Origin of the sequence: Streptomyces winkii (assembly GCF_032248595.1) — a bacterium.
Lineage (GTDB): Bacteria > Actinomycetota > Actinomycetes > Streptomycetales > Streptomycetaceae > Streptomyces > Streptomyces winkii.
The window spans coordinates 695911-722130 of record NZ_JASTTH010000004.1 but is presented as its reverse complement, the minus strand read 5'-3'; the positions used below and the strand labels follow the sequence as shown (position 1 = coordinate 722130).

The 26220-nt window shown below is 72.6% G+C and carries 22 protein-coding genes; 14 read left to right on the top strand and 8 right to left on the bottom strand.

The window, feature by feature from the left end; genetic code table 11:
- Positions 1-10: 10 nt before the first annotated feature.
- Both QQM67_RS15255 and QQM67_RS15250 read right to left on the bottom strand, forming a co-directional pair.
- The gene (locus QQM67_RS15255) at positions 11-409 is read right to left on the bottom strand and encodes a RidA family protein (protein WP_314174368.1); all 399 of its coding nucleotides are present in this window, start codon (positions 407-409) and stop codon (positions 11-13) included.
- An 81-nt stretch (positions 410-490) separates the two neighbouring features.
- Positions 491-1537 carry an Rv2578c family radical SAM protein gene (locus QQM67_RS15250; RefSeq protein WP_314174367.1) on the bottom strand — a complete coding sequence of 349 codons (1047 nt, stop codon included), beginning with the start codon at positions 1535-1537 and terminating at the stop codon, positions 491-493.
- 154 nt (positions 1538-1691) lie between these two features.
- Between QQM67_RS15250 and QQM67_RS15245 the strand changes: the two genes are divergently transcribed.
- The 7 genes from QQM67_RS15245 to QQM67_RS15215 all read left to right on the top strand — a co-directional run bounded on the left by QQM67_RS15245 (position 1692) and on the right by QQM67_RS15215 (position 10974).
- On the top strand, positions 1692-2144 hold the full coding sequence (locus tag QQM67_RS15245) for an SRPBCC family protein (protein ID WP_314174366.1): 453 nt from the start codon (positions 1692-1694) through the stop codon (positions 2142-2144).
- Positions 2145-2442: 298 nt separating this feature from the next.
- Positions 2443-5013 carry an MFS transporter gene (locus QQM67_RS15240; protein WP_314174365.1) on the top strand — a complete coding sequence of 857 codons (2571 nt, stop codon included), beginning with the start codon at positions 2443-2445 and terminating at the stop codon, positions 5011-5013.
- A gap of 191 nt (positions 5014-5204) precedes the next feature.
- Positions 5205-6038 (top strand): M55 family metallopeptidase, encoded by an 834-nt coding sequence (locus QQM67_RS15235; RefSeq protein ID WP_314174364.1) that lies wholly within the window; start codon positions 5205-5207, stop codon positions 6036-6038.
- Positions 6031-7359, top strand: a complete 1329-nt coding sequence (locus QQM67_RS15230; RefSeq protein WP_314174363.1) for a M20/M25/M40 family metallo-hydrolase — start codon at positions 6031-6033, stop codon at positions 7357-7359. Before QQM67_RS15235 ends, QQM67_RS15230 begins: the two co-directional genes overlap by 8 nt.
- A gap of 65 nt (positions 7360-7424) precedes the next feature.
- On the top strand, positions 7425-9449 hold the full coding sequence (locus QQM67_RS15225) for a S9 family peptidase (RefSeq protein ID WP_314174362.1): 2025 nt from the start codon (positions 7425-7427) through the stop codon (positions 9447-9449).
- Positions 9446-10438, top strand: coding sequence for a S66 peptidase family protein (locus QQM67_RS15220; protein WP_314174361.1), 993 nt, complete (start codon positions 9446-9448; stop codon positions 10436-10438). Before QQM67_RS15225 ends, QQM67_RS15220 begins: the two co-directional genes overlap by 4 nt.
- Positions 10435-10974 (top strand): DinB family protein, encoded by a 540-nt coding sequence (locus QQM67_RS15215; RefSeq protein WP_314174360.1) that lies wholly within the window; start codon positions 10435-10437, stop codon positions 10972-10974. The genes QQM67_RS15220 and QQM67_RS15215 overlap by 4 nt, the downstream gene beginning before the upstream one ends.
- 42 nt (positions 10975-11016) lie before the next feature.
- On the opposite strand, the gene QQM67_RS15210 is transcribed toward QQM67_RS15215, so the two are convergent.
- Positions 11017-12015, bottom strand: coding sequence for an aminoglycoside phosphotransferase family protein (locus tag QQM67_RS15210; RefSeq protein WP_314174359.1), 999 nt, complete (start codon positions 12013-12015; stop codon positions 11017-11019).
- A gap of 195 nt (positions 12016-12210) precedes the next feature.
- Here QQM67_RS15210 and QQM67_RS15205 point away from each other — a divergent pair, with 195 nt between their 5' ends.
- The 6 genes from QQM67_RS15205 (at position 12211) to QQM67_RS15180 (ending at position 19595) form a co-directional block, all read left to right on the top strand.
- Positions 12211-14220 (top strand): DUF5107 domain-containing protein, encoded by a 2010-nt coding sequence (locus QQM67_RS15205; protein ID WP_314174358.1) that lies wholly within the window; start codon positions 12211-12213, stop codon positions 14218-14220.
- Between the two features lie 310 nt (positions 14221-14530).
- Complete coding sequence (locus QQM67_RS15200) at positions 14531-15292, top strand: DeoR/GlpR family DNA-binding transcription regulator (protein ID WP_314174357.1); 762 nt, start codon at positions 14531-14533, stop codon at positions 15290-15292.
- Positions 15293-15395: 103 nt separating this feature from the next.
- On the top strand, positions 15396-16757 hold the full coding sequence (locus tag QQM67_RS15195; RefSeq protein ID WP_314174356.1) for an ABC transporter substrate-binding protein: 1362 nt from the start codon (positions 15396-15398) through the stop codon (positions 16755-16757).
- On the top strand, positions 16754-17731 hold the full coding sequence (locus QQM67_RS15190) for a carbohydrate ABC transporter permease (protein ID WP_314174355.1): 978 nt from the start codon (positions 16754-16756) through the stop codon (positions 17729-17731). Before QQM67_RS15195 ends, QQM67_RS15190 begins: the two co-directional genes overlap by 4 nt.
- Positions 17728-18609, top strand: coding sequence for a carbohydrate ABC transporter permease (locus QQM67_RS15185; protein ID WP_314174354.1), 882 nt, complete (start codon positions 17728-17730; stop codon positions 18607-18609). The genes QQM67_RS15190 and QQM67_RS15185 overlap by 4 nt, the downstream gene beginning before the upstream one ends.
- Complete coding sequence (locus QQM67_RS15180; RefSeq protein ID WP_314174353.1) at positions 18606-19595, top strand: zinc-dependent alcohol dehydrogenase family protein; 990 nt, start codon at positions 18606-18608, stop codon at positions 19593-19595. Before QQM67_RS15185 ends, QQM67_RS15180 begins: the two co-directional genes overlap by 4 nt.
- Before the next feature lie 307 nt (positions 19596-19902).
- On the opposite strand, the gene QQM67_RS15175 is transcribed toward QQM67_RS15180, so the two are convergent.
- The 5 genes from QQM67_RS15175 to QQM67_RS15155 all read right to left on the bottom strand — a co-directional run bounded on the left by QQM67_RS15175 (position 19903) and on the right by QQM67_RS15155 (position 25350).
- Complete coding sequence (locus QQM67_RS15175; protein ID WP_314174352.1) at positions 19903-20259, bottom strand: VOC family protein; 357 nt, start codon at positions 20257-20259, stop codon at positions 19903-19905.
- Between the two features lie 33 nt (positions 20260-20292).
- Positions 20293-21189, bottom strand: coding sequence for a methyltransferase domain-containing protein (locus tag QQM67_RS15170; protein WP_314174351.1), 897 nt, complete (start codon positions 21187-21189; stop codon positions 20293-20295).
- Between the two features lie 132 nt (positions 21190-21321).
- Complete coding sequence (locus tag QQM67_RS15165; RefSeq protein ID WP_399066702.1) at positions 21322-23133, bottom strand: phosphatase PAP2 family protein; 1812 nt, start codon at positions 23131-23133, stop codon at positions 21322-21324.
- 605 nt (positions 23134-23738) lie between these two features.
- Positions 23739-24137, bottom strand: a complete 399-nt coding sequence (locus QQM67_RS15160; protein WP_314174496.1) for a DUF2795 domain-containing protein — start codon at positions 24135-24137, stop codon at positions 23739-23741.
- On the bottom strand, positions 24124-25350 hold the full coding sequence (locus QQM67_RS15155; RefSeq protein WP_314174349.1) for a baeRF2 domain-containing protein: 1227 nt from the start codon (positions 25348-25350) through the stop codon (positions 24124-24126). Before QQM67_RS15155 ends, QQM67_RS15160 begins: the two co-directional genes overlap by 14 nt.
- Positions 25351-25505: 155 nt before the next feature.
- Between QQM67_RS15155 and QQM67_RS15150 the strand changes: the two genes are divergently transcribed.
- Positions 25506-25727: a DUF6158 family protein gene (locus QQM67_RS15150; protein WP_314174348.1), complete on the top strand. Its 222-nt coding sequence runs from the start codon at positions 25506-25508 to the stop codon at positions 25725-25727.
- The last annotated feature ends 493 nt before the right edge of the window (positions 25728-26220 follow it).

Below are 26220 nucleotides of genomic sequence, written 5' to 3'. Positions count from 1 at the left end.
TGCCACGCCGCTAGGAGCGGACGACCGCGAACGCCTCCACCTCCAGCAGCAGATCCGGGCGTACGAGCGAGGAGACCTGGACGGCGGTGCTGGCCGGTGGCCGTTCGACGTCGATGCACGCGTCCCGTGCCTCGCGGACCGCGGGCAGGACGGCGACGTCGGTGGTGAAGAAGGTGAACTTCACGACGTCGTCGAAGCCCGCGCCCGCCGCCGCGAGACAGCGCCGCAGATTCACGAACACCTGCCTGGCCTGCGCCGCGGGGTCGCCGGGGCCCACGAGGTCGCCGTTCTCGTCGAGCGCGATCTGCCCGGAGACGGCGACGAACCTGCCGTCTCCCCATACGACATGGCTGTAGCCGTTGCCGGGGGCGACTCCGTGCGGGGCCCTGATGTGAGTGAGTTCGGACATGCGTGGATCGTCGTGCCTCCCGCACGGCCGCGCGAGCGGTTTTCCGCCCCTCTGCCCTCTGGGGTCCGCCGTCTGGAGCCTCTACAGGAGAGTCAGCTGTGTGCAGTGGGGCGACTCGGGCTCGGCCTCCTGCGGTTCCGTTCTGTCGGGGTGTACGTCGATGCGGCGGTGCGTGCCGGAGTCGGCGGGGCCGATGCCGTATTCGGCGGCCAGTTCGTGTACCTGGCGCGTGATGCGGCGCTGGTACCACTTCGGGGCGTAGGCGCCGTCCGCGTACAGCCCCTCATAGTGGCGCACCAGCCCCGGGTGGTGCTCGGCGAGCCACTGCATGTACCACTCGCGGGCGCCCGGCCGCAGATGCAGCGCGAGCGGGGTCACGGAGGTGGCCCCGGCAGCGGCTATCGCCCGCACTGTGGTGCGCAGTTGGGCCGGCGAGTCGCTGAGGAAGGGGATGACGGGCGCCATCAGCACCCCGCACGGGATGCCCTGGCTGCTGAGGGTGCGCACGACGTCGAGGCGGCGTTCGGGCGCCGGGGTTCCCGGTTCGACGGTGCGCCATAGCGCCTCGTCGGTGAACCCGACGGAGACCGAGATCCCGACGTCCGTGACGGCCGCGGCGGAGCGCAGCAGATCGAGGTCGCGCAGGATGAGCGTCCCCTTGGTGAGGATCGAGAAGGGGTTGGTGTAGTCGCGCAGCGCCGTGAGGATGCCGGGCATCAGCCGGTAACGGCCCTCGGCGCGCTGGTAGCAGTCGACGTTGGTGCCCATGGCGATGTGCTGGCCGCGCCACCGGCTCGAACCGAGTTCGCGCCGCAGCAGGTCGGGGGCGTTGACCTTCACGACGATCTGGGTGTCGAAGCCCGCCCCCGTGTCGAGGTCGAGGTAGCGGTGCGTGCCCCGCGCGAAGCAGTACACGCAGGCGTGCGTGCAGCCCCGGTACGGGTTGACCGTCCATTCGAACGGCATCCGGGAGGCCCCCGGCACCCGGTTCACGATCGACCGGGCGCGCACCTCGTGGAACGTGATCCCGGCGAACTCAGGGGTGTTGAACGTGCGTGTGACCACGTCGGTGCCGAAGAGGGCGGGATTCACCGCCGACCCGTCGCCGCTCAGGTTCTCCCAGCGCATGGACCCTCCTCGTGCCTCGTGCTGTTCGTACGCAGAGAATAGAACATCCGTTCCCACTCGTGCTGTCAAGCCGATTTGGGCCCCGGTCCGCGGGGTGATTGGGTTGCCATGCGCTTACGGGGCGCGACGGACGTACGAGGAGCAGGAGGACCAGATGGCGCAGGTCGAGGCGGAGACCCACCGCGAGATCGCGGCGGAGCCCGAGGCGGTACGCCGCGCGCTCGCCGACTACGGCGAGACCCGGCCGAAGCTGCTGCCGGACCACTTCAGCGAGTACGAGGTGCGCGAGGGAGGCGACGGCGCCGGGACCCTCGTGCACTGGAAGCTCCAGGCCACCAGCAAGCGCGTCCGCGACTGCCTCGTCGACGTCACGGCGCCGGCCGAGGGCGAACTGGTCGAGAGCGACCGCAACTCGACGATGGTCACGACCTGGAAGGTCGCGCCCGGCGCCGCGGACGGCGGCTCCCGCGTCTCCGTGCGGACCACGTGGAAGGGTGCCGGCGGCATCGGGGGCTTCTTCGAGCGGACCTTCGCCCCCAAGGGCCTCGCTCGCATCTACGACGAGATGCTCGCCAAGCTCGCCGCCGAGACGGAGAAGCAGGGGTAGACGCCGCGGAGCGGCCTCTTCAGGGGGCGCGGGAGGGCGGCGCGGCGGCGGGTGAGCGGCCGCACGTGCGCTCACCGGATCGGGTGGTCTTCCCGGTGGGACGGGCGGTGAGCCGCCGGGTGCGTCCCGCCGACGTCCGTCCTCAAAGCCGCAGTTGAGCGCCCGACAGGCGCCCGGGGCAACGGACTTGGCGCATCCGCGGACCGCTGTGCCCCGGGTGCTGTCTGACTTGCTCGCCCTTGTCGCGTAATGCGAGAAATGCTCCCCGAGGACGGGCGGACGCGATCAGGGGAGTGCGATGAGCGGTACGGCTCTGGAGCGCCCGGACGCTTCCCGTGCGCCCGGGGCCACCACCCGGGCCGAAGGCCCAGGGGGAGGCCCGAGCGAAACCCCTGTGCCGCCGGTCGTCGAAGTGAGCGTGGAGATCCCGGCGTCGGGCCTTGCGGCCGCGACCGGCGCGACCGGCGCGACCGGCGCGGCGGAGCCCGCGACGTCCCGGCCCGGGTCCGGCCCCGTCGCCGCCCCCCAGCAGGACAGCCCGGCAGGGCTGAGCCCCAGCCGCGTACGGCTGGTCTTCCTCGCCCTGATGCTCGCGTTGCTGCTGGCCGCGCTCGAACAGACCATCGTCGCCACGGCGTTGCCCAAGATCGTCGGCGAACTGCACGGCCTGGACCGCATGCAGTGGGCGGTGACGTCCTACCTCCTCGCCGCCACGATCGGCCTGCCCGTCTACGGCAAGCTCGGCGATCTCTTCGGCCGCAAGGGAATCTTCCTCGTCGCCATCGCCGTCTTCGTCGCGGGCTCCGCGCTCGCCGGCTGGTCCCGCACGATGACCGAACTGATCGCCTACCGGGCGCTCCAGGGCGCGGGCGCCGGCGGACTCATGATCGGCGTCCAGGCGATCATCGCGGACGTCGTGCCGCCGCGGGCCCGCGGCCGCTACATGGGCCTGATCGGTGCCGCGTTCGGGCTCGCCTCGGTCGCGGGGCCGCTGCTGGGCGGCTGGTTCACCGACGAACTCTCCTGGCGCTGGTGCTTCTACATCAACGTCCCCTTCGGCCTGGTCACGCTGCTCGTCACCGCGTTCGTCCTGAGGCTGCCGCGTCCGCGCGGGCGTCCGAAGCTGGACGTGCTCGGGACGGTGCTGCTGGCCTCCTTCTCCACCTGCCTGGTGCTGCTGACGAGCTGGGGCGGCACCGAGTACGAGTGGGACGACACGGTGATCCTCGGGCTCGCCGCCGGGGGTGCGCTGAGCGTGGTCCTCTTCCTCGCCGTCGAACGGCTCGTGAGCGAGCCCGTGCTGCCGCTGCGCCTCTTCCGGGACTCCGTCTTCAACGTGACCGGCATCGTCGGAGTGGCCGTCGGCGTCGCGCTGTTCGGCGCCGCGAGCTATCTGCCGGGGTTCCTCCAGATGGTCGACGGCGTCACCGCGACCGAGTCGGGCCTGCTGATGCTGCCCATGATGGGCGGGGTCGTGCTCTCCTCGACCGTCTCGGGCCAGCTCATCTCCCGTACGGGCCGCTACCGGATCTTCCCCGTGCTGGGCTGCGCCGTCTCCGCCGTGGGCATGTGGCTGCTGTCCCGGCTGGAGACCGACACCTCGCGCACGGCCTACAGCGTCTGGATGGCCGTGCTGGGGCTGGGTATCGGGCTCGTGCTGCCGGTGCTGGTGCTGGCCGTGCAGAACTCCGTGCCGGCGCGCGACCTCGGCGTGGCCACCAGCGCCAACAACTACTTCCGGCAGATCGGCGGCAGCGTGGGCGCCGCCGTCTTCGGCACGGTCTTCATCCAGCGGCTCACGGACGCCCTGGCGGACAAGCTGCAGCGCGACGCGCCACAGCGGCTTCCCGACCCCTCCTCGCTCACCCCGCAGACCGTGCACAGGCTGCCCGGGCCGCTGCGTGAGATCTACGTGCACGCCTACGCCGAGGCGATGCCGCGCATCTTCCTGTACCTGGTCCCGGTGCTCGTACTCGGGCTGCTCTTCACCTTCTTCCTCAAGGAGAAACCGCTCGTGACCGAGAACGCTCCCGTGCCCGAGGCGCGTACGCCCGGGCACGCCGACGCCCCCGCCCCCGCGTCCGGAGCCGCCGCAAGTGCCCCGCCCGTCGCGGGAGTTCCCGTGTGCGGAAGCGTGCGCCACCACGACGGCAGCAGCGTGCCCCGCGCGGCCCTCACCCTCATCGACACGTCCGGGAAGCAGGTCGGGCGTGGTGCGACGGGCGAGGACGGCCGGTATGCGCTGAGCACGCCCGCCACCGGTTCCTACGTCCTGATCGCCGCGGCGAGCGGCCACCAGCCGCAGGCCGTCAGCGTCACCGTGGCCGAACGCCCCGTGGAGCTGGACGTCGTGCTCGGCGGCGCCGGGCGGCTGGCGGGCTGCGTGCTCACGCCGGACGGGCAGCCCGTGCGGGAGGCCGCGGTGACCCTCACCGACGTACGGGGCGAGGTGGTGGCCGCCACCCGCAGCGGCGTGGAGGGGAGTTACGTGCTCGACGGGCTCGTGGACGGCGAGTACACACTCGCGGCGAGCGCCCCCGCCTACCGTCCCGCGGCGCTGCCGGTCTCCGTACGCGCGGCGCGCGAGACGCGGCAGGACATCGAACTGGCGGGCGGCGCCATGCTGCGCGGCACCGTGCGGGCCGCCGGCGGACGGCCCGTGGAAGACGCGCGCGTGACGCTGCTGGACGCGGCGGGCAACGTCGTGGACACGGCGACCACGCGCGCCGACGGCGTCTTCCGCTTCGTCGATCTGGCCGCTGGCGAGTACACCGTTATCGCCGCGGGTTACCCGCCCGTGGCGGCGGTGCTGCACATCGCGGGCGGCGGGCGCACGGAGCACGACGTGCAACTCGGCCACGAGAACTGACGGTTGGCGGTGGCCCGGACCGGCCTTCGTCCGTGCGTTGACGCGCAGCGTGTCGCGGTCCCGTCGAGAAGGGGCCCGCGACCGGTGAAACGCCAGGTCAGGAAGGGGTGGTGGGACTCCTCAGTGGTTGAGACCACAGGAGTTATCCACAAGGGTGTCACCGGGTTTGCGTACCGCGTAACGTTCCCGCCATGAAGATCCTCATCAGCGCGGACATGGAAGGCGCCACCGGCGTCACATGGCCCGCGGACGTCCTGCCCGGCACCGCCCAATGGGAGCGCTGCCGCCCCATGTTCACCTCGGACGTCAACGCGGCCGTGGCCGGCTTCTTCGAGGGCGGCGCCGATGAGGTCCTCATCAACGAGGCGCACTGGACGATGCGCAATCTGCTGCTCGAACAGCTCGACGACCGCGCGGAGATGCTCACGGGCCGGCACAAGTCGCTCAGCATGGTGGAGGGCGTGCAGCACGGCGATGTGGACGGCATCGCCTTCGTCGGCTACCACACGGGCGCCGGCACCGAAGGCGTCCTGGCGCACACGTACTTGGCGAACTCGATCACCGGCGTGTGGGCCGACGGGGCACGGGCGAGCGAGGGCCTCCTCAACGCCCTCGTCGTCGAGGAGTACGGGGTGCCGGTCGTGCTCGTGACCGGCGACGACCGCACGGTCGAGGACGCGAAGGGATACGCCCCGGACGCGTTCGGCGTCGCCGTGAAGGACTACGTCTCGCGCTACGCGGCGGTGTGCCGCACGCCGGGCCGCACGGCCGCGGACATCAGGGCCGCCGCACGCAAGGCCGTGGCTCTGGCCGAGCGGTCGAGCCCGTCACGGCCTCAGGAACACACGGTGGAGCTGGAGTTCGACGCGGAGCACCTGGCGGGCGCCGCGACCGTCGTGCCCGGCGTGGAGCGCACCGGGGAGCGCCGCGTCGCCTACACCTCCCCGGGCATGTACGAGGGAATCCGCACGTTCAAGGCGGTCACGACCGTCGTATCGGCCGCGGTGGAGGAGCAGTATGGCTGAGCACATCGACCAGACGGCGCTCGACGAGGCGGTGACCTTCACCTCGGAGCTGATCCGCATCGACACCACGAACCGTGGCGGAGGCGAGGGCTCGGAGCGCGCCGCCGCCGAGTACGTCGCCGAGCGCCTCGCTGTCGCGGGAGTCGAGCCGCGGCTTCTGGAGAAGGCCCCGGGGCGTACGAACGTGGTGGCGAGAGTCGCCGGAAGCGATCCGGCTGCCGACGCCCTGCTCGTGCACGGCCACCTCGACGTGGTGCCCGCCGAGCCCGCCGACTGGAGCGTGCACCCCTTCTCCGGGGAGATCCGCGACGGAGTGGTCTGGGGCCGCGGCGCGATCGACATGAAGAACGCCGACGCCATGGTGCTCGCGGTGGTCCGCTCCTGGGCGCGGGCCGGCGTGCGGCCGCGCCGCGACATCGTGCTGGCCTTCACCGCGGACGAGGAGGACAGCGCCGACTACGGCTCCGGTTATCTCGCCGACCACCATCCCGAGCTCTTCGAGGGCTGCACCGAAGGCATCAGCGAATCCGGGGCGTTCACCTTCCACGCGGGGGAGGGCCGCCGGCTGTATCCGGTCGCCGCGGGGGAGCGGGGCACCGCCTGGCTGAAGCTCACCGCGCGGGGCAAGGCCGGCCACGGCTCGAAGGTCAGCCGGGAGAACGCCGTGACCAGGCTCGCCGCCGCCGTCGCCCGCATCGGCGAGTACGAATGGCCGCAGCGGCTCACGCCGACCGTGCGCGCGGCCCTGCGCGAACTGGCCGCGGTGCACGGCCTGCCCGAGCCCGACGTGGACGCGCCCGGCTTCGACGCCGACAAGCTCCTCGCCGAACTCGGCCCGTCCGCCGCCCTGGTGGAGCCGACCGTGCGCAACAGCTCCAACCCGACGATGCTCGACGCCGGTTACAAGGTGAACGTCATCCCCGGCAGCGCCACCGCCTTCGTCGACGGCCGGATGCTGCCCGGCGGGGAAGAGGAGTTCCACCGGACTCTCGACAGCCTCACGGGCCCGCACGTGGACTGGGAGTTCCACCACCGGGAGGTTCCCCTGGAGGCGGCGGTGGACTCGCCGACGTACGCCGTGCTGCGCGCCGCGCTCGAGCACTTCGACCCCGGTGCGCACGTCGTGCCGTTCTGCATGTCCGGCGGCACCGACGCCAAGCAGTTCTCCCGGCTGGGCGTCGAGGGCTATGGATTCACCCCGCTGAAGCTCCCCGAGGGCTTCGACTACCAGGCGCTCTTCCACGGTGTGGACGAGCGCGTCCCGGTCGACGCACTGCACTTCGGAACCCGGGTCCTCGACCGCGCCCTGCTCGCTCTGTGACGCGGACAGGTCCCAGGTCCCCGCACCCGCATCCCGTACCCCACGCTTACGGAGGCTCACAGCACATGGCGAAGACCACCGCGCCGTACGGCAGTTGGCCGTCCCCCATCGACGCCGCCCTCGTCGCGTCGCACGACGGGCGGCCCGAATACCTCGGCGCCGTCGGCGACGAGATGTGGTGGACGGAGCCCCGCCCCGACGAGGCGGGCCGGCGCGCCCTGATGCGGCTGCCCGCCGGCGGCGGCGAGGCACAGTCGGTGCTGCCGCCCCCGTGGAACGTGCGCAACCGTGTCATCGAGTACGGCGGGCTCCCGTGGGCGGGCACACCCCGCGCCGAGGGCGGGCCGCTGATCGTCTTCACGCACTTCGCCGACCAGCGGCTGTACGCGTTCGAGCCGGACAGCCCCGGCAGCGCGCCGCGGCCCCTGACGCCCGTGGCCGAGGTCATCCCGGGCGGGCTGCGCTGGTGCGATCCCGTCGTGGTGCCGGACGGTCCGGCGGGGCCCGAAGTGTGGTGCGTACTGGAGGAGTTCACCGGTGAGCGCCCGACCGATCTGCGGCGGCTCATCGCGGCCGTGCCGCTGGACGGCTCGGCCGCCGACGACCGGGGCCGCGTACGCGAACTGACCGACGACGCAAGCCGCTTCGTGACGGGGCCGCGGCTCTCACCGGACGGCGGCCGCGTCGCCTGGCTCGCCTGGGACCACCCCGCGATGCCCTGGGACGGCACGCAGGTGAAGACCGCCCGGATCACCTCCGACGGCGGATTCTCGGACGTGCGAACCGTCGCTGGCGGCCCGGAGGAGTCCGTCGCGCAGGTCGAATGGGCCGCCGACGGCGCCCTGTTGCTCTGCTCCGACGAGTCCGGCTGGTGGAACCTTCAGCGTCTCGACCTCGACGCGCCCGCCTCCGGTCCGGGCGCCAGAAGGGATCTGTGCCCGCGCGAGGAGGAGTTCGCCGCCGGGCTCTGGCGCATCGGGCAGAAGTGGTTCGAGCCCTTCGACGGCGGGCTCATCGCGGCCCTGCACGGAAGAGGCGCCATGCGGCTGGGCGTCCTCGACCCGGAGACCGGTGAACTCGCCGACGCCGGCGGCCCGTGGACGGAGTGGGCGGCCCTGGCCACGGCGGGCAGCCGGGTCGTCGGCGTCGCCGCCGGTCCGCACAGCTCCTACGAGGTCGTCGAACTCGACACCCGCACCGGCCACAGCAGAGTCCTCGCGGCACACCACAAGGACCCGGTCGACCCCTCCTACTACCCGCAGCCGCTCGAACGCACCTTCACCGGCCCGGACGGGCGCGACGTCCACGCCCACGTCTATCCGCCGCGCCACCCCGGATACGAGGCGCCCGAGGGCGAGTTGCCGCCGTACGTGGTGTGGGCGCACGGCGGCCCGACGAGCCGGGCACCGCTCGTACTCGACCTGGAGATCGCCTACTTCACCTCACGCGGCATAGGGGTCGTGGAGGTGAACTACGGCGGCTCGACGGGCTACGGGCGCGCCTACCGCAATCGGCTGCGCGAGCAGTGGGGCGTCGTGGACGTCGAGGACTGCGCCGCCGTCGCACGGCGGCTGGCCGCGGAAGGCGAGGCCGACGCGTCGCGGATCGCGGTGCGCGGGGGCAGCGCCGGCGGCTGGACCAGCGCCGCGTCCCTCACCTCCCCGGCCGCCGAGGGCCTCTACGCATGCGGGACGATCAGCTATCCCATCCTCGACCTGACGGGCTGGGCCACAGACGAGACGCACGACTTCGAATCGCAGTATCTGGAGTCGCTCGTCGGCCCGCTGGAGCGCTTTCCCGAGCGCTACCGCGACCGCTCGCCCCTCCACCGTGCGGACCGGGTCACCGTGCCGTTCCTGCTGCTTCAGGGGCTGGACGACGTGATCTGCCCGCCTGTGCAGTGCGAACGCTTCGTGGCCCACGTCGACGGCGGCCGCGTCCCGTACGCGTACCTCACCTTCGAGGGCGAGGGCCATGGCTTCCGCCGCGCCGAGACCATCATCCGGGCGGTCGAGGCCGAACTCTCGCTCTACGCGCAGACTTTCGGCATCGCCCGCGACGACGTACCGGTACTGGAGCTGAACGCATGAGCAGCAGCAACGCGCCCGCAACGGCACCCGCACCACCGGCCGCCGACGCCGGTCCCGCACCCGCCGCCCTGACCAGGCCGCGCCGGCTGCGCGCCGGCGACCGCGTCGGGATCGTGGCGCCCAGCGGGCCCGTGCCGCGGGAGCGGCTGGAGGCGGGCCTCGCCGTTCTGCGCGAGTGGGGCCTGGAGCCCGTCGTCGGCCCGCATGTGCTGGAACCGCACCCGTCCCTCGGCCATCTCGCGAGCGCGGACGAGCACCGGGCCCGCGATCTGGAGGAGGCCTGGTGCGATCCGTCGCTCGCGGCCGTCATCTCGGCGCGCGGCGGATACGGCACCCAGCGCGTCCTCGACCTGCTCGACTGGGACAGGCTCCGCGCCGCGGGCCCCAAGGTGTTCGTCGGCTACAGCGATCTGACCGTGCTCCATGAGGCGCTGGCGCAGCGCCTCGGCCTCGCCACCCTGCACGGGCCGATGACGGCCACCGGCTCCTTCCTCGGCGACGAGGCGACGCGCGACCATCTGCGGCGCTCGCTCTTCAGCCCCGAGACGGTCCTGCAGATCGGCCCAACCGAGGGGACCCGCACGCTCGTTCCCGGGCGCGCCCGCGGCGTCACCGCCGGCGGAAACCTCGCCCTCCTCGCGGCCGAGCGCGGCACTCCGCACGCCCGCCCCTCCGCGGCCGGAGCCATCGTGCTCCTGGAGGACATAGACCAGCCTCCCTACAGCCTCGACCGGCTGCTGACGCAGCTGCTGCGCTCGGGCTGGTTCGACGGCGTCGCCGGGATCGCCCTCGGCTCCTGGACCGAGTGCGGCGATCCCGAGGAGGTCGGCGTGGTGCTGCGTGAGCGGCTCGAACCCCTCGGCGTGCCCGTCGTCGAGGAGCTCGGCTTCGGCCACGGGCCCTCGACGCCCACCCTGCCCCTCGGCGTCCCGGCCGTACTGGACGCCGACGCCCGTACTCTCACCTACGACGAACCGGGACTGCTGTGACTGCCATCGAAGCCGCCATCCCGCCACTGCCGCCGGGTCAGCCGGATCCGTCCGTCGGCGATCCGCACGTCCTGCTGCGGGGCTACCTCGACTTCTACCGCGACACACTCCTCAGGAAGCTCGACGGCCTGTCGGATGAGGATCTGCGGCGCAGCCGGGTCCCGTCGGGCTGGTCGCCGCTGGAGCTGGTCCGGCACCTGACCTATACCGAACGCCGCTGGCTCGCCTGGGGTTTCGCGGCGGAGCGCGTCCCCGACCCGTGGGGCGATACGGGCGGCGACGACAGATGGCGCGTGCCCGACGGGATGCCGGCCGCCGATGTCATCGACGCGTTCCGCGCGCAGTGCGACCGCTCGCGCGAGATCGTCCGCGAGGCGCGCCTGGACGCGCACGCCCGGCTCGGAGGCCGCTTCCCCACGGAGGACGAGGCGCCGTCGCTGGCCTGGATCCTCTTCCATCTGCTTCAGGAGTACGCCCGCCACGTCGGACAGCTCGACGTGGCACGGGAGTTGGCGGACGGCGTCACGGGGGAGTGAACGGGGCTCCGGCCACTGGAGCCGCGCAGCCTCGGGTCCCGCCTACAGCCCGGCCAGCTCCGCCAGCACGCGGGCTCGCTCCAACATCCGTACGGCCACGCGCAGTTCGCCCCCCTCTGCGCGTGCCGTCTCCCCGTCTCCGTCCGCCGCCCACAGCGCGTGCTCCACCTGCCGCGCCACGGCCCACGCGCGCATCCGTGCCACGTCCTCGCCGAGGGCGTCCGCGACCAGCTCGGTGCGGTGCGCGAGCGTACGGCGCGGATCGTCGTGCGCGAACGGGTCGTCGATCTGCTCGACCAGCCGCCAGGGATCGAACGCCGGATCGCCGTACATCGGCTTCGCATCGATCGCCAGCCACGGTGTCCGCTCGGCGGCGAGCAGATTGCCCGGGTTGAAGTCGCCGTGCAGCACGGTCTCCCGCCGTGCGCTCAGGGGGAGTTCACGCAGCAGTTCCGCGCCGAGCGCGGTCACGCCGGTGTCCAGCGCCCCCGTCCGGCCGTGGCGCTCCGCGCGCTCCTCGACCAGGTCCGCCCACTCCGCCGCCACGTCGGACAGCCGCTCGACCGACGTCGCAGCGTCCCGTGGCGGCCCGCCCTCCCAGGCCTCGCGGCCCGCGTCCCACAGCCGGCGCAGCACGCCCGCACCCAGCAACAGCCGTTCCCCGGCGGGGATCTCACCGGCCGCGCCCAGCTCGGTGCCCGGCTCGCACCGCTCCAGCAGCAGCGCGTACCGCCCGGGGTCGTGTTCGAGGACGAGCACCGAGCCGCGCCCCGCCCACAGCTTCAGTACCTCGCCCTCGGGCCGCGCCTCCCGGTGCGGCCACGTCACCTTCAGTACGGCCCGGGTTCCGTCGGTGCGCCGCGCCGGTGCCACCCAGGAACAGCTGCCGCCGTGGTACGGAGCGCCGAGCCGCAGCTCCCAGCGCTCGCGGAACTCGCCGACCAGCGCGGGCAGTTGCTCCAGCCATTCCCGTCCGCTCGCGGTGCGCCTCATGTCGTTGAGCACGGGCAGAGACGGCGGGAAGAGCGCGGCGTCGGTCACGCCACGTTCGTACCATGCCCGCCCGCCCCGCGGCCCCGGGGACCTGACACCCGCCCCCACCTGGGGCCCGAGCGCCCCGGCGTACGAGACCGCGCCCCCCGGCGCCCTGTTCAAGGCGCCGTCCACCGTGTTCCATGGCGATCGAGAGGGGGTCCCGGCAAGGCGGCGGCGCCCGCGGAGAGGATCGAGGTAGCCGTGCCGACGACGCTGCGCCGCACCACCCTCACCCTGCCCTTCGCACCGGTCGGCCCCGAGAATCCGCTGCCGGCGCTGGCGCCTCTCGACGAGATGCACACGATCGACGAGCGCCAGCGGGCCGAGCTGCCGCCCGACATGGCGCGTCAGGTCGGCTACGCGCCGCTGCGGTCCGTGCTGCCGGCCCCCGTTCTCGACGGCTACACACGCGAGCGCGCACCCGCGGCCCTGGACGCCCTGGTCCTGGAGAACGACCTGCTGCGCGCGACCGTGCTGCCGGGCCTCGGCGGCCGCGTCCACTCGCTCCACCACAAGCCCAGCGGGCGCGAACTGCTCTACACCAACCCCGTGCTGCAACCCGCCGACTTCGCCCTCAACGGGGCGTGGTTCTCCGGCGGCATCGAGTGGAACATCGGGGCGACCGGGCACACGACGCTCTCCGTCGCTCCCGTGCACGCCGCCCGCGTGCCCGCCCCCGGCGGGGACGGCGCGATGCTGCGGCTGTGGGAGTGGGAGCGGCTGCGCGACACTCCCTTCCAGGTGGACCTGTGGCTCCCTGAGGGATCGGAGTTTCTCTACGTCGGCGCCCGCATCCGCAATCCGCACGACCGGACCGTGCCCGTCTACTGGTGGTCCAACATCGCGGTCCCGGAGCAGGAGGGCACCCGCGTGCTCGTACCGTCGGAGGAGACCTGGTACTTCGCGTACGAACGGCGGCTGCGCCGCATCCCCGTGCCGGAGTGGGACGGCGTGGACCGGTCGTACGCGCTGCGCAGCGAGTTCCCGGCGGACTACTTCTACGAGATCCCCCGCGAGGAGCGGAAGTGGATCGCCTCCCTCGACGAGCACGGCACGGGCCTCGTCCAGACCTCGACCGACCTGCTGAGCGGCCGGAAGCTGTTCGTGTGGGGCCACGGCCCCGGCGGGCGGCGCTGGCAGGAGTGGCTGACCGAGCCGGGGACCGGCGGCTACGCCGAGATCCAGGCCGGCCTGGCGCGTACGCAGCTGGAGCACGTTCCCCTGGAGGCGGGGCAGGAGTTCGCATGGCTGGAGGCGTACGGTCCGCTCACCGCCGACCCCGCCACCGTGCACGGCGAGGACTGGGATGCCGCCCGGCGGCACACCGCGGACCGCCTGGAGGAGGCCCTGCCTCGCGCCGACGTGGACGGGGCGTTCGCGGCCTGGCGCCCGTGCGCGGACGCCGAGCCGCACACGGAACCGGCAGACGGTCCGGACGGTGGGCTGCTGGCCACCGGCTCCGGCTGGGGCGCCCTCGAAGTGGCCCGCGGCGGCTACGAGTTGCCCGGCACGCCCTTCCCGCGGGCGGCGATGGGGGAGCAGCAGCGCCCCTGGACGGAGCTGCTCACGCAGGGCCGGTTCCGCGACGACGCCGCCGGCGTACGCACGGCCCTGACCGCTTCCAGACCGCCCGGGCACTCGCTCGTCTCCGACGCCTGGCGCGACCAGCTGGAGTGCGCGCCCTCGGGCCCGCTCACCGACTACCACCTGGGCGTCGCCCAGTGGCACGCCGGGGACCGGGCCCAGGCCGTACGCAGCTGGGAGCGCTCGGCCGCCGCGGCGCCCACGCCGTGGTCGCTGCGCTGCCTGGCCTTCGCCGACGCCCGCGACGAGACGGCCGGCCTGCACCCCGAGCGGGCCGCCGACCGCTATCTGGCCGCCATGGACCTCGCGTCGGCCGCGGGAGCACCGGCTCTGGCGGCTCTCGTACGGGAGGCCGTGCCCGTACTGCTCGACGCGGGCCGGGCCTCCGCTGCCGCCGATTCCCTGGACCGGCTGCCCGCCGAATACCGCCACCGCGGCCGTTTTCAACTCCTCCGCGCGCAGGTGCTGTTGGCGCAGGGCGAGACGGAGCAGGCGCGCGCGGTCTTCGACGCGGGCTTCGACGTGGACGATCTGCGCGAGGGCGACGAGGTGCTGAACGAGACCTGGGCGGCGATCACCGACGAGCCGCTGCCCGCTCGGTATGACTTCCGGATGCGCCCGGCCTGACCAGCCGGGCCCGGAACGGGCACTTCCGGGCCGGGAAACAGACAGTCCGAACCGCCGTCAGGCCCGTTCCGTCCCAGGGCACAGGGCCCGTATGCAGCAGCGGAACGGGCAGATACGGTCACGATCCGACCGGCACCTGGCCTGGTCCTCGTGTTCGAGGGGCTGTACAACTCTCCACACAGGCCCGAACGGGCAGATCGGTGACCGTACGGAGGACGACCGTGCGGAGAAGAAGACCCCGCGGACATCTGCGGACGTCCGCGGAGCCACTTGGCAATGGAGCCCCGTGGAGAGGAAGGGAGCGCCGCTCATGAGCGCGGAGGAGCGTCAGCGGGAGATCGTCGGGGCGGCCCGGCGAAGCGGATCCGTGGACGTCGCCGAGCTCGCCGCCGAACTGGGCGTGGCGAAGGAGACGGTCCGCCGCGACCTGCGCGTACTGGAGTCCCACGGGCTGCTGCGCCGCACGCACGGCGGTGCCTATCCCGTGGAGAGCGCCGGCTTCGAGACGACGCTCGCCTTCCGCACCACGATGCACGTGCCCGAGAAGCGCCGCATCGCCGCCGCCGCGGTCGAGCACCTCGGCGAGGCGGAGACGGTCTTCATCGACGAGGGGTTCACGCCGCAGCTCATCGCCGAGGGGCTGCCCCGTGACCGCCCGCTGACCGTCGTGACCGCCTCGCTGGCCGCGGCGGGTGCGCTCGCCACAGCCGAGGAGATCACCGTGCTGCTGCTCGGCGGCCGCGTACGGGGCGGCACGCTCGCCACAGTCGACCACTGGACGACGAAGATGCTCTCCGGCTTCGTCATCGACCTGGCCTTCATCGGAGCCAACGGCATCTCCCGTGAACACGGCCTGACCACTCCCGACCCGGCCGTCAGCGAGGTCAAGGCGCAGGCGCTGCGCGCCTCCCGGCGGCGGATCTTCGCGGGCATGCACACGAAGTTCGGTGCGGTGAGTTTCTGCCGCTTCGCGGAGGTCGGCGACTTCCAGACGATCATCACCTCGACAGGTCTGCCCGCCTCCGAGGCCCACCGCTATTCACTGCGCGGACCGCAGGTGATCAGGGCTTGACGGCGCGGACGGCCAGCACGCTTCCGTCCTCCGCCCGTCAGACCCTCCGCCCGCCCCGCCCTCTCAACGCCCGTTTCGCCCCCTTATGAGCAGGAGACCGTTCATGCGCAGCCACAGCCGCCACAGGACACGCGCGCTCATAGGCGTCGCCACGGCCAATGTGCTGCTGGCCGCCTGCGCCGGCGCCGGCAGCCTCGCCACCGGCGGCGACACGATCAACGTCCTGATGGTGAACAACCCGCAGATGGTCGAGCTCCAGAAGCTCACCGCCAAGCACTTCACCAAAGAGACCGGCATCAAGGTCCGCTTCACGACGCTGCCGGAGAACGACGTCCGCGACAAGATCAGTCAGGACTTCGCCAACCAGGCCGGCCAGTACGACGTCGCGACCATCAGCAACTACGAGACGCCGATCTATGCCAAGAACGAATGGCTCAAACCCCTGGACGGCTATCTCAAGAAGGACGCGGACTTCGACCAGAAGGACATCCTTCCGCCCATCCGCGAGTCCCTGAAGGGCGAGGACGGCAAGACCTACGCGGAGCCGTTCTACGGCGAGTCCTCCTTCCTGATGTACCGCAAGGACGTCTTCGCCAAGAAGGGCCTGAAGATGCCCGACAGGCCGACCTGGCCGCAGGTCGCGAAGCTCGCCGCGAAGGCGGACGGCGCGGAGAAGGGCATGAGCGGCATCTGTCTGCGCGCGCTGCCCGGCTGGGGCGAGATGATGGCCCCGCTCACCACGGTCGTGAACACCTTCGGCGGCACCTGGTTCGACAAGGACTACAAGGCGAAGCTGACCGACCCGGGCTTCGCCAAGGCCACGAAGTTCTACATCGATCTGATCCGCAAGCACGGCGAGTCCGGCGCCACGCAGTCCGGCTTCGCCGAGTGCCTCAACAACATGACCCAGGGCAAGTCCGCCATGTGGTACGACGCCACCTCGGGAGCGGGCTCTCTCGAGGCCGCCAAGTCCCCGGTCAAGGGCAAGATCGGCTACGCGCCCGCGCCGACGGTGAAGACGAAGTCCTCCGGCTGGCTCTACAGCTGGGCGTGGGGTCTGCAGAAGGCCTCCCGCAACCAGGACAAGGCGTGGAAGTTCATCAAGTGGGCCTCCAGCAAGGAGTACGAGCGGCTGGTGGGCAAGGAGTTCGGCTGGGCCAACGTCCCCGCGGGCAAGCGCGCTTCGACGTACGAGATACCCGAGTACAAGAAGACCGCCGGAGCCTTCGGCGAGACCACCCGCAAGGCCATCACCGAGACCGACCCGCGCGACCCGGGCGTGCAGCAACGGCCCACGATCGGCATCCAGTTCGTGGACATTCCCGAGTTCTCCGACCTGGGCACGAAGGTCTCCCAGGAACTCAGCGCGGCGGTCGCCGGACGCCAGTCCGTCGAGACGGCCCTGAAGAAGTCCCAGCAGCTGGCCGAAGAGATCTCCGAGGAGTACGAGGGGCGAGGGCAGTGACCGACACGACCGACACCACGACCACCACGACCACACCACCCGGCGCGCCCGCGGACCGTACGGCCACGCCCGCGCCGCCGGCGACCCCGCCCGCCAAGCTCCGCGCCTGGGTCACCCGCGCACCGCTGCTGCCCGCGCTGATCTTCCTGATCATCGTCACGCAGCTGCCCATGGTGGCCACGCTGGTGATCTCCGTATTCGACTGGAACGCCCTGTATCCGGAGGCGCGTTCGTTCGCGGGACTCGCCAACTACGGGGAGGTGCTGGGCGATCCGGAGCTGCGCAAGTCGGTGCTCACCACGATCATCCTCACCGTCACCGTCGTGCTCGTCAGCCTCGTGCTGGGGATGCTCCTCGCCCTGCTGCTGGACCGCCGGTTCCGGGGGCGGGCCGCGGTCCGCACGATGCTCATCGCGCCGTTCCTGCTGGTGCCCGTGGCCGCGGCGCTGCTGTGGAAGCACGTGCTCTACAACCCCGAGTACGGGCTCTTCAACGGCGTGCTGCACGCGCTCTTCGGCGACGGCGCCGCCCAGCCCGACTGGGTCGCGGAGATGCCGCTCGGCGCCGTCGAGGCGTCGCTGGTGTGGCAGTGGACGCCGTTCATGATGCTGATCCTGCTCGCCGGACTGCAAAGCCGTCCCACCGAGGCGGTCGAGGCCGCCTGGATCGACGGCGCGAGCGCGTGGCAGGTCTTCCGCTACATCACGCTGCCGCATCTGCGCCGCTATCTGGAGCTTGGCGCCCTGCTCGGCACGATCTACATCGTGCAGAACTTCGACGCCGTCTTCACCATCACCTCCGGCGGACTCGGCACCGCCAACCTGCCGTACACGATCTACCAGACCTTCTACCAGGGCCACGAGTACGGCCTGGCCTCCGCGGCCGGCGTGCTGGTCGTGATCGGCTCCATCGTCATCGCCACCTTCGCACTGCGGGTGGTCTCGTCCCTCTTCCGCGAGGAGGCCCGGTCATGAGCGCCGCCACGCACGCCACATCCGCACCGAAGGTGCCGGACACCGCGCCCAAGAAGGTCCGCAGGAGGAACGCCGGACTGGGGCTGGTCGCCTGGCTCGTCGGCATCCTCTTCGTACTGCCCGTGCTGTGGATGGCGCTGACCTCCCTGCACTCCGAGACCGACGCCGCGACGAACCCGCCGTCGCTCGCCGCGCCGCTCACCCTCGACGGCTACCGCGAGTTCTTCGGCGCCGGGGGAGGACCCAGCCCGTGGTTCTCGCTCGCCAACTCCGTTACGGCGTCGGTCGTCTCGACCCTGTTCGTGCTGTTGCTGGCGCTGCCCGCGGCGTACGCGCTGTCGATCCGGCCCGTGAAGAAGTGGACGGACGTCCTCTTCTTCTTCCTCTCCACGAAGATGCTGCCCGTCGTCGCCGGCCTGCTGCCGATCTACCTCTTCGCGAAGAACTCCGGCATGCTGGACAACATCTGGCTTCTCGTCATCCTCTACACGTCCATGAACCTGCCGATCGCGGTGTGGATGCTTCAGTCGTTCCTCGCCGAGATCCCCACCGCACTGATCGAGGCGGCGCAGATCGACGGGGCGCGCCTGTCCGTGATCCTCACCCGCGTCGTGGCGCCCATCGCCATGCCCGGCATCGCCGCGACCTCGCTGATCTGCTTCATCTTCAGCTGGAACGAAATGCTCTTCGCACGGGTCCTGACGGGCGTGATCGCGCAGACCGCGCCCGTGTTCCTGACCGGATTCATCACCAGCCAGGGCCTGTTCCTGGCGAAGGTGTGCGCCGCGTCGCTCGTCATCTCCCTGCCGGTGCTCGCGGCGGGGTTCGCCGCCCAGGACAAGCTGGTCCAGGGCCTGTCCCTAGGAGCCGTGAAATGAAGGCAGCTCTCGTCGAGTCCGTGGGCAAGGTCGGACTCACGACCGTGCCCGATCCGACGCCCGGGCCCCGTCAGGTCGTCGTCCAGGTGGCGGCGTGCGGGCTGTGCGGCACGGATCTGCACATACGGCAGGGCGAGTTCGCCCCGTCGCTGCCTCTCGTTCCCGGCCACGAGTTCGCCGGGGAGGTCGTCGGCACCGGCGGCGAGGTGAGCGAACTCGCCGTCGGCGACCGCGTCGCCGTCGACCCGTCCCTGTACTGCTACGAGTGCCGCTACTGCCGCACCGGGCACAACAACCTGTGCGAGCGGTGGGCTGCGATCGGCGTCACCACGGCCGGCGGCGCCGCGGAGTACGCTGTCGCGCCCGTCGCCAACTGCGTGAAGCTGCCCGAGCACGTACGCACGCAGGACGCCGCGCTCATCGAACCCCTGTCGTGCGCCGTGCGCGGCTACGACGTGCTGGGCAGCCGCCTCGGCGCCCACGTGTTGATCTACGGCTCCGGCACCATGGGCCTGATGATGCTGGAGCTGGCCAAGCGGACCGGCGCGGCGAGCGTCGACGTCCTCGACCTCAACGAGGAGCGGCTGGCCACCGCCCGGCGCCTCGGCTGCTCCGCCGCGGCGGCCACCGCCGACGAACTGGACCGCCCGCAGGGTTGGGACCTCGTGGTCGACGCCACGGGGAACGCCGCCGCGATCCAGGACGGCCTCGGCCGCGTGGCCAAGGCAGGAACCTTCCTCCAGTTCGGCGTCTCCGACTACGCGACGACGGCCACCATCGAGCCGTACAAGATCTACAACCAGGAGATCACCATCACCGGCTCGATGGCGGTCCTGCACAGCTACGAGCGCGCGGCCGAACTCTTCGCGGGCGGCGTGCTGGACCCGGAGATCTTCATCTCCGACCGCCTGCCGCTCGACGAGTATCCGGAGGCGCTCGACCGCTTCGCGGCGGGGAAGGGGCGGAAGATCGTCGTCGTGCCGTGAGCCGTGCCCGGCGGGTGGCCGCCGGGGGTCCGGGTGGTGCGGTTCCGTTGCCGGGCGCGAGCCCACCCGCCTCCGGCGCGGGCCCGCGCCCGGGAGAGCCGGGGGCCTCTGCGTGCACGGAACCGGTGCTGTGAACAGGCCTGCGGGCGCGGGGAGTTGGGGCGTGAGGCCTGTGCTTTCCGGTGTGGTGTCCCGTGGTGACGGGCTCGTCGCGGGGTGGTGCGGTTGCGTTGCCGGCGTGGACCCGTGCCGCCCGCGACGGTGGCCCGCCGCGGCGGCACGGTCCTCCCGCGCGCTTGTCCCGCCGTCAGCCGGACGTCTCCTGGCGGTCGACGTACTCGAAGACGCTGCCGTCAGGATGGCGGGCGATGACGCTCCGGCCGATCGGCGTCTCCTTCGGACCCGCGATGATCTGGGCGCCGACCGCCTCCAGATCGGCGACGGCTTCACTCACGTCCTTCACGGCGAGAGTCGCCGCGATCTTCCGGAGGATGTCCAGGTGCTCCGACGGGCCGCTCATCAAGAAGAACGGCCCGACGGCCGCGACCGAGACCGGTCCTTGCGTGAAGCGCACCGCCTCGGTGCTGGCGAGCCGCTCGTACGCCGGAACCGCGGCATCCAGATCGTCGACGCAGACGCGCAGTGAAGTCCCCAGAATGTCCATGCGCAGCACCCTAGTTGGGCGACTCGGCGCACGTCAGGCCCGGCACAGGATCTCCCCGTGAGGCACCGCGAACCAGCCGTCCGGGTGCGTGCCCCACTCCCGCCACGCGGCCGCCGCCGCCCGCAGCTGCTCCCGCGAGGCGTGGCCGCCGTCCACGGCGGACGCCGCGAACGACGACGCGAGCGTGCGTTCCGCCCACAGCTCGCTCCACCACGCCCGCTCCTCCTCGGTGGCGAAGCACCACATGCTCGACGACGCGTGGACGTCCGCCGCTCCCGACTCCCGCGCCCACGCGTGGAGTCGGCGCCCCGCGTCCGGCTCGCCGCCGTTGGCGCGCGCCACGCGCCGGTACAGCTCCTGCCATTCGGCGAGGCCGTCGATGAGCGGGTACCAGAACATCGCGCCGTAGTCCGCGTCCCGGGCCGCGACGATGCCGCCCGGCGCGCACACACGGCGCATCTCCCGCAGCGCCCGCACGGGATCGCCGACGTGCTGGAGCACCTGGTGTGCGTGCACGACGTCGAAGGCGCCGTCGGGGTGGTCCAGCGCGTGCACGTCGCCGGTCTCGAACGAGACGTTGCGCAGCGACCGTTCGGCCGCCGTCGCCCGCGCCTGCTCCAGCACCCCGGACGCCGAGTCGAGGGCGGTGACGTGCCCCTCCGGGACGAGCGCCGCCAGATCCGCGGTGATCGTGCCGGGACCGCATCCGATGTCCAGCACGCGCATGCCCGGCTTCAGTTCGCCCAGCAGATACGCCGCCGAATTGGCCGCCGTCCGCCAAGTGTGAGAACGCAGGACCGCCTCGTGGTGACCGTGCGTGTAGACGGCGGTCTCCGCGTGCGGCCCCCCGTCCGGCGCCGCTGCTGCCGTTGTCGCCTCTTGCGCCCCTGCCACCCCTGCCGTCCCCGCCGCCTCTTCGCCGTCCGTCATGCCCGCAGGCTATGCCGCCAGGGGTGAGGGGGCGATCGCGGACCGCCATGCGGACGGACGCCGCCGGGCGGCCCCGCCGCGTCCCGGACGATCCGGATTCCGGCTCCCCTCACCGGGGCTTCCCGGCTCTCCTCACACGCTCAGCGGCCGGTAGACCCGCAGCGCCTCGTGCTTCTTGTCGAGCAGCAACCGCCCCGGCGCCCTTGCCACTTCACCGTCGTACGTGAGGTGGGTGCCCGGCGGAATGTCGGTGATCATCAGACGCCGCAGCCGCGTCGTGCTGTGCAGCGGCGAGCGGTCCACCGCGCTCGTGAGCGCGGCGATGAACAGGCGCGTACGGGCCCAGCGGCCCGCCTTGACGAGACGGACGTCGAGCATGCCGTCCGCGAGGTCGTGCCGCCGCACGGGCGCCATGCCCACCCGGTACGCGCAGTTGCCGGCGAAGAGCAGCCACAGGGCGCGCTCCTTGCCGCCGAGCCCGGCCTCGACCGGCCCGCTCGTACGAAGGACGCGCAGCGCCGCAAGCACTCCGGCGGGCCACGGTCCGATGCGGTGCGCCCACCGTTCGCGGATGCGGACGAGCTCCGGGTACGCGCCGAGGCTGAAGGTGTTGAGGAAGTAGCCCGCCTTCCGCTCGGCCTCGCCGGCCGCCGCTCCCGGTTCGGGCTGTGGTGTGAAGCGGCCCAGGTCCACGGCGACGGCGTGGCCCGACTGCACGGCACGGCAGGTGTCGGCGAACTCCTCGACGCCGAGGTCGAAGGCGAAGTGGTTGTGCGTGCCGCCCGGCAGCACGGCGAGCGGAACACCCGCTCGTACGGCGCAGGACGCGGCGGCGTTCACGGTGCCGTCGCCGCCGCAGACGCCGAGCGCGCCGCCGAGCTCCGCGGCCCGCCGGGCGGCGTCCCGGAGCGCGTAGGCCAGGCCGCCGGACCTCGCGTCGCAGGTGATGAACTCCGCCTTGGGGAGCATGTTCCGCACGACGCGCAGCGCGGCGGGCTCCGGGGCCTCGGAGACGTCCGCGGATGCCTCCGAGGCCGCGGACGTCGCCGCCGTCGTGGTCGTCGTGGTCGTCGCCGCGGACACGGGGCGCGCCACGGACGCCGTGTGTTCGCGGGACGGACCGCCCGCCGCCTCGGAGTCCTCCAGCCGCGATCCGGACGCGGAGTTGGCGACCAGCACCAGACCCGCGCCGTCCGGCATCGCCGGGGCATCGGCCAACGGGCGCCCTGGGGAGGGGAGTTGGGAACGGGTCGGGGCGATTCCCCGTACGGCGAATGCGGAGCCGACGCCGAGCGCCGCACCCACCAGGACGTCGCTGGGGTAGTGAACGCCGGTGTAGACGCGGGAGAACGCCACGGCCGCCGCGATCGGGGCGAGCGCCGCGCCCCAGCGGGGCGACTCCAGGGCCACACCCGTGACGAACGCGGCGGCGGACGCCGCGTGCCCCGACGGGAAGGACGTGGTCACCGGCTGACGGTGCAACTGCCGTATCAGTGGCACCCCTTCGAGCAGTGGACGCTCGCGCCGCACCGAGCGCTTGCCCAGAGTGTTGACCGTCGCCGAGGCGACGGCCAGCGAGGCGATGCCGCGCGCGGCGCTTCTGCGGGCGCGCGGGGTGTTGGAGAGCGCGAGGGCGCCCGCCACGGCGAACCACAGCCGCCCCTGGTTGGCGCTCCGGCTCAGCCGGGGCAGCACACGTTCGGATCCGGGCCAGTCTCGACGGGCCACGAGCGCGAAGACGCGGCGGTCGGTCTCCGACCAGGCCCGTGACGCCGGCCAGTTCCGCCAGGACGACGTACCGCGGCGCGTACCGGGCCTCGCGGCCCCGGGGACGGCTGCCGATACGGCGACCGGATTCGCCGGCCCGGCGGCCGCCGGGCCCCGAAGGCGCCGGTGCCGGAGTCCTCGCAGGCTCTGCCCCACACGGTAGGTGAACGTAGCCATGGAGCCTTGTTTTCTCCGACCTGGTCGCTGTAAACACTCGCTGCACGTGATCCGTGCCGTAGCGGACGCCGCGGGCCGGTCCTCCGCGGACCTGCATGGACGCGGAACTGGCCGTGGCCGAGGCCGACTTGAGGGCCTTGCGCGTCCGGAGCGTTGACGGACTTCGGCTGGATGGACTCCGCCTGGACGCCCGGCCGCCGTCGGCGGGACAGTCGCAAGCGGGGTCGGCTTCGTGTGGGCGGCCGCATGTCGCGGCCGTCCTCAAGGTGCGGCCGCCGTCGGTGTGGCATGGACGCGGAACTGGCCCTGGCCGAGGCCCTCCTGGTCGACCGGCCGCCGTTGACGGCCGCATGTCGCGGCCGACGCCGGGTTGGCACCGACGCCGAACTCGCTGTGGCCGAGGCCGACGACCCGCCGCCGTCGGCCGGACAGTCGCAAGCGCGTCGGCCGGATCGTCCGGGGTCGGAGCCGCTTCGCTAGCCCTGTCCGGGGCCGGGTCGGTGGCGACCGACCCCGGCGGCGAGTTCGAACGCACCCCCGAGGGGCAACTTGACTCCCCCAGGAAGGCGCCGAGTTGGCCATTCTGCCGCCCGGCTGCGCCCTCCTCACGCCTGGGGCTTCCGCCCCAGTGCGGCCATCACCTCCTGCACGTTCCCGTACGTGTCACGGCTCTTGGGCAGCTCCCGTACGGTCTCCACCAGGAAATCCGGCGCGTACTGGTCCAGCAGGGCCCGCTTGAGCCCCTCACGGTCGGCGGGAAAGGCGCCGCGTCCGAGGTGACGCGCGAGGTCGGAGCGCAGCGCCTCGTCCTCGGCCTCCTCCTGGCCCGCCCCGCCGAGCACCGGGACCGGATGCTCCGTGACCTCGGGGTCGTCGTCCGCGCCCGGTTCGGGGTCGTCCCACTCCTCGGCCCGCGTGGGGTGCCCGGACCGGATGCGGCCCTGCATCTCCTTCTTGGCCTCGTCGTCCCGGTGGACGTTCAACGGGTCACTACCGCGTTGCATGTTGTCCGCCACCGGTTCCACCTCCTTCCGGTGCTCCTCCGTGCGGCCAGCGCAGCAGCGCGCCGAGGCCGCCGTCCGGCAGGTCGCGCGGCACGCCCTCGGGCACGTCGGCGTCCCGTACGCACAGCACGTCGGCACCCGTCGCCGCGGCGGAGCGCAGCAAGGCGTCGTCGGCGCGCGCGGGGGCGGACTCCGTCGCGCCCAGGTACTGGGCCTCGGAGCGCCGCACGGCCAGCTGGCCCGGCTCGTCGCCGACCCAGACCTCGCGGCGCAGATCGGCGCCCTCGGGCCGTACGAGCAGCACGCCGATGCGGTGTTCGCGCGCGGCCTCGGCCAGCGCGGGCACGCCCTCGGCGGCGTCGATGCGGCCCTCCTCGCTGGGCGCGCGCCCCGCCTGGAAGCGCTCCAGCGCCTCGGCGACGCGCCGCCGCGCGTACTGCGAGCGGGCCTCCGCGACCTCCTCCTTCAGCAGCCTCCGGCCGCCGGCGGTGTTGAGGGCCGGGCCCTCGGGACCGCTGTCGGCGCGCACGCCGTGCTCCGCCTGGACCGTACGCTCGCGCAGGTCGGCCGGGAGATGGCTGTGGACCGAGTTCCGCTCGCGGGCGTCCCCGGCCAGTACGAGCACCTCCGCGCCGCACTTCTCCCAGCGGTTGCGCAGCTCTTCGGCGATCTCCGCCGCGTTCTGCTCCCAGGTGTTCTCGACGGCCGTCTGGAAGTGCCGCTCGGACCAGTCGCCGGTGGGGGTGCGGTGCACGGGCCAGTCACTGCCCGTGACGCGGCCCGCGGCCTGTGCGCCCAGGGGGCCCGTCAATTCGAATTCGGCGCCCTTGCGGTCGATGTACGCGACGAGCCCGGGCGGATCGCCGTCGGCCAGTTCGACGAGCGGGCCCGTACGGGGCAGCGCCTGCCAGGCGACGAGGGGTCCTCCGCCGGGCGGCGGCTCTGTCAGCTCGGTGTCCAGCACGACCTCGCCATGGGCTGCGAAGACCGCGTGGCCGGGCGGCTCCGCGCCCCGGGGCAGCGATACGAGCCTGTCGTACACGGCGCGGCAGGTGGCGTCGTCGGCCCCTTCGTCCTTGAGCTGCTCGCGCGCCGACTTGGCGACCAGCTTCTGGCGGGCGGCGGCGTCCTCGGAGGCCGCGGTGGTGTCGAAGTAGACCGACGCCCAAGGGCCCTGGCGCTCCAAGAGCGGACCGAGGAATCCGAGTTCCATTTATTCCCTCCTTGGATTGCCGAGGCCGGGTACCCGTACGGTCGCGGACCACACGAGGAATCCCGCCCACGCGGGCCTCCTGGCAGGTCGGCCGCGGGGCCCGGCGGAGGCCGGGACGCACAGCGCAGCAGCAAGCGAAACCGAGAGGGAGCCCCATGGGAATCGACCCCCGCGAGTTGTCCGACGCGGACCTCCTCAAGGAGCTGGAGACGATCCACCGCACCCGGCACGACACCCTGCTGCACGCCCCGGAGGACGCGCTGTCAGCGCACAGCGTCCGCATGACGGAGCTGGAGGCGGAGTATCTGCGCCGCCACCCGGTCCGTCCGGTCACGCCGGGCCGCACGAGGGAGGGCGCACGGGCCCGGGAGGCCTGAAGGGGCCTGTCCGGCGGCGTGCCCGGCGGCCCGGATGAACGGTGCTGCCGCCCCGGCCCCGGCGGTGTGGCCGGGCGGCGGCCCCACGGGCGCGGCCGGGGAGGCACCGCCCGGCGGCGCCTCCGCGCGGCTCATGCGGCGAGCAAGGACATCAGCTGCCGGCGCCCTTCGCGGCGCGTCCGCGCCGGCCCGTCGCGCGCTCGCGCTTGTGCTTCTTGGGCTCCTTGCCCGCCTTGGGCGTGCCGTGCCGTCGCCCGCGGCGTTCGGCGCCGTGGCGTTCGCCCTCGCCGTGCTCGTACGTACGGTGCTCGCCCGTGCCGTGCTCGTCCGCACGGTGTTCGTCTGGGTGTTGCTCGCCTGCGAAGTGCCGGCCTTCGGGAGGCTCGTGCTCGCGGTCCTCGCCCCGGCGGTCTCCGTTCTCGCGGTGCTTCCCACCGTCCCGCGTGGGTGCCGTCCCGTCGTCGGCTGCTCCCGCCGTCTCCGGCGTACGGGG

What these genes read in the sequence shown, in the direction of transcription:
- QQM67_RS15250 (WP_314174367.1), bottom strand. Translation starts at nt 1,537, where the DNA reads ATGCGCTGGGAGAACCTGAGCGGCGACGGGTCGGCGGTGAATCCCGCC.
- QQM67_RS15160 (WP_314174496.1), bottom strand. Translation starts at nt 24,137, where the DNA reads ATGCAACGCGGTAGTGACCCGTTGAACGTCCACCGGGACGACGAGGCC.
- QQM67_RS15225 (WP_314174362.1), top strand. Translation starts at nt 7,425, where the DNA reads ATGGCGAAGACCACCGCGCCGTACGGCAGTTGGCCGTCCCCCATCGAC.
- QQM67_RS15180 (WP_314174353.1), top strand. Translation starts at nt 18,606, where the DNA reads ATGAAGGCAGCTCTCGTCGAGTCCGTGGGCAAGGTCGGACTCACGACC.
- QQM67_RS15245 (WP_314174366.1), top strand. Translation starts at nt 1,692, where the DNA reads ATGGCGCAGGTCGAGGCGGAGACCCACCGCGAGATCGCGGCGGAGCCC.
- QQM67_RS15165 (WP_399066702.1), bottom strand. Translation starts at nt 23,133, where the DNA reads ATGGCTACGTTCACCTACCGTGTGGGGCAGAGCCTGCGAGGACTCCGG.
- QQM67_RS15200 (WP_314174357.1), top strand. Translation starts at nt 14,531, where the DNA reads ATGAGCGCGGAGGAGCGTCAGCGGGAGATCGTCGGGGCGGCCCGGCGA.
- QQM67_RS15230 (WP_314174363.1), top strand. Translation starts at nt 6,031, where the DNA reads ATGGCTGAGCACATCGACCAGACGGCGCTCGACGAGGCGGTGACCTTC.
- QQM67_RS15175 (WP_314174352.1), bottom strand. Translation starts at nt 20,259, where the DNA reads ATGGACATTCTGGGGACTTCACTGCGCGTCTGCGTCGACGATCTGGAT.
- QQM67_RS15170 (WP_314174351.1), bottom strand. Translation starts at nt 21,189, where the DNA reads ATGACGGACGGCGAAGAGGCGGCGGGGACGGCAGGGGTGGCAGGGGCG.
- QQM67_RS15235 (WP_314174364.1), top strand. Translation starts at nt 5,205, where the DNA reads ATGAAGATCCTCATCAGCGCGGACATGGAAGGCGCCACCGGCGTCACA.
- QQM67_RS15240 (WP_314174365.1), top strand. Translation starts at nt 2,443, where the DNA reads ATGAGCGGTACGGCTCTGGAGCGCCCGGACGCTTCCCGTGCGCCCGGG.
- QQM67_RS15220 (WP_314174361.1), top strand. Translation starts at nt 9,446, where the DNA reads ATGAGCAGCAGCAACGCGCCCGCAACGGCACCCGCACCACCGGCCGCC.
- QQM67_RS15150 (WP_314174348.1), top strand. Translation starts at nt 25,506, where the DNA reads ATGGGAATCGACCCCCGCGAGTTGTCCGACGCGGACCTCCTCAAGGAG.
- QQM67_RS15185 (WP_314174354.1), top strand. Translation starts at nt 17,728, where the DNA reads ATGAGCGCCGCCACGCACGCCACATCCGCACCGAAGGTGCCGGACACC.
- QQM67_RS15255 (WP_314174368.1), bottom strand. Translation starts at nt 409, where the DNA reads ATGTCCGAACTCACTCACATCAGGGCCCCGCACGGAGTCGCCCCCGGC.
- QQM67_RS15155 (WP_314174349.1), bottom strand. Translation starts at nt 25,350, where the DNA reads ATGGAACTCGGATTCCTCGGTCCGCTCTTGGAGCGCCAGGGCCCTTGG.
- QQM67_RS15195 (WP_314174356.1), top strand. Translation starts at nt 15,396, where the DNA reads ATGCGCAGCCACAGCCGCCACAGGACACGCGCGCTCATAGGCGTCGCC.